This is a genomic window from Paraburkholderia sp. GAS38 (genome assembly GCF_050434965.1).
Classification (GTDB): domain Bacteria; phylum Pseudomonadota; class Gammaproteobacteria; order Burkholderiales; family Burkholderiaceae; genus Paraburkholderia; species Paraburkholderia phenazinium_A.
In genome coordinates this window covers 1-2,388 of sequence record NZ_JBNDJO010000030.1, presented here as the reverse complement: position 1 = coordinate 2,388, position 2,388 = coordinate 1, and the positions used below count along the sequence as shown (strand labels likewise).

General features: G+C 53.0%; 2 tRNA genes and 2 rRNA genes. All 4 read right to left on the bottom strand.

Going from position 1 to position 2,388, the window contains the following annotated elements:
• Window positions 1–640 (bottom strand): 23S ribosomal RNA (locus tag P3T42_RS36810); the annotation flags it as partial.
• Between the two features lie 395 nt (window positions 641–1,035).
• Window positions 1,036–1,111 (bottom strand) — tRNA-Ala (locus P3T42_RS36805).
• 72 nt (window positions 1,112–1,183) lie between these two features.
• Window positions 1,184–1,260, bottom strand: a tRNA-Ile gene (locus P3T42_RS36800).
• 62 nt (window positions 1,261–1,322) lie between these two features.
• A 16S ribosomal RNA gene (locus P3T42_RS36795) occupies window positions 1,323–2,388 on the bottom strand; the annotation flags it as partial.

Sequence of the window (2,388 nt, the reverse complement as noted above, 5' to 3'; positions counted from 1 at the left end):
TTCGGACTCGCTTTCGCTACGCCTGCCCTAATCGGTTAAGCTTGCCACTGAATGTAAGTCGCTGACCCATTATACAAAAGGTACGCCGTCACCCCTTGCGAGGCTCCGACTGTTTGTATGCATGCGGTTTCAGGATCTGTTTCACTCCCCTCCCGGGGTTCTTTTCGCCTTTCCCTCACGGTACTGGTTCACTATCGGTCGATCACGAGTATTTAGCCTTGGAGGATGGTCCCCCCATCTTCAGACAGGATTTCACGTGTCCCGCCCTACTTGTCGTACACCTAGTTCTTCCTCGCTGTTTTCGTCTACAGGGCTATCACCTGCTATGGCAGCACTTTCCAGAGCCTTCGACTAACAATGAAGATAAAGAGTACAGGCTGGTCCCATTTCGCTCGCCACTACTCTGGGAATCTCGGTTGATTTCTTTTCCTGCGGCTACTTAGATGTTTCAGTTCGCCGCGTTCGCTTCACATGACCTATGGATTCAGTCATGGATACTCCATTCGGAGTGGGTTTCCCCATTCGGACATCTACGGATCAAAGCTCGTTTGCCAGCTCCCCGTAGCTTTTCGCAGGCTACCGCGTCCTTCATCGCCTGTGATCGCCAAGGCATCCACCACATGCACTTGTTCGCTTGACCCTATAACGGGTGTGTCTTGTCGACCCAGAGTTAGCACTTTAGTGCTTACTCTGGTCCCATCCCCGGAGGGGACAGGGACATTCACAGGGAATGCCAGGACTTCAACGCATCGTTACAGGTTGAGTATTCGTGTTGCGCCGTATTCCAAAGCAATCTTTCGATCACTTAAAAATACATTGATACAATCACAACCCTGATTCACCTACTCAACCACCCATCTCTAAGTGATCTTTCGTGAATCTCTTTACTACTTCTTCCTGATTGTTAAAGAACGACAGCCGATATCGCAGTTGCCATAACCACGTATCACTCTGACTGGCTCAATCGCCAATGCTTGTTTCACTGCACCGCAAACATCTTTCAATGTTCGCCGCAGACAAACCAGCATTGAGGATTGGTGGAGGATGACGGGATCGAACCGACGACCCCCTGCTTGCAAAGCAGGTGCTCTCCCAGCTGAGCTAATCCCCCAGTCACGCACAGATAACTTCATCTGTCTTGATACCCAGGGGTGATCGGTTAGCGCAGCCACCGCAGAAACAGTGGTGGGTCTGGATGGATTCGAACCATCGACCCCCGCCTTATCAAGACGGTGCTCTAACCGACTGAGCTACAGACCCCTGAGTCTGTCTTTTTCACAGCCGATAAGCGTGAGCGCTCAACTTGAACACGTGAGCTCGAGAAAGGAGGTGATCCAGCCGCACCTTCCGATACGGCTACCTTGTTACGACTTCACCCCAGTCATGAATCCTACCGTGGTGACCGTCCTCCTTGCGGTTAGACTAGCCACTTCTGGTAAAACCCACTCCCATGGTGTGACGGGCGGTGTGTACAAGACCCGGGAACGTATTCACCGCGGCATGCTGATCCGCGATTACTAGCGATTCCAGCTTCACGCACTCGAGTTGCAGAGTGCGATCCGGACTACGATCGGTTTTCTGGGATTGGCTCCCCCTCGCGGGTTGGCGACCCTCTGTTCCGACCATTGTATGACGTGTGAAGCCCTACCCATAAGGGCCATGAGGACTTGACGTCATCCCCACCTTCCTCCGGTTTGTCACCGGCAGTCTCCCTAGAGTGCTCTTGCGTAGCAACTAGGGACAAGGGTTGCGCTCGTTGCGGGACTTAACCCAACATCTCACGACACGAGCTGACGACAGCCATGCAGCACCTGTGTATCGGTTCTCTTTCGAGCACCCCCACCTTTCAGCAGGGTTCCGACCATGTCAAGGGTAGGTAAGGTTTTTCGCGTTGCATCGAATTAATCCACATCATCCACCGCTTGTGCGGGTCCCCGTCAATTCCTTTGAGTTTTAATCTTGCGACCGTACTCCCCAGGCGGTCAACTTCACGCGTTAGCTACGTTACCAAGTCAATGAAGACCCGACAACTAGTTGACATCGTTTAGGGCGTGGACTACCAGGGTATCTAATCCTGTTTGCTCCCCACGCTTTCGTGCATGAGCGTCAGTATTGGCCCAGGGGGCTGCCTTCGCCATCGGTATTCCTCCACATCTCTACGCATTTCACTGCTACACGTGGAATTCTACCCCCCTCTGCCATACTCTAGCCCGCCAGTCACAAATGCAGTTCCCAGGTTAAGCCCGGGGATTTCACATCTGTCTTAGCGAACCGCCTGCGCACGCTTTACGCCCAGTAATTCCGATTAACGCTTGCACCCTACGTATTACCGCGGCTGCTGGCACGTAGTTAGCCGGTGCTTATTCTTCCGGTACCGTCATCCACCCC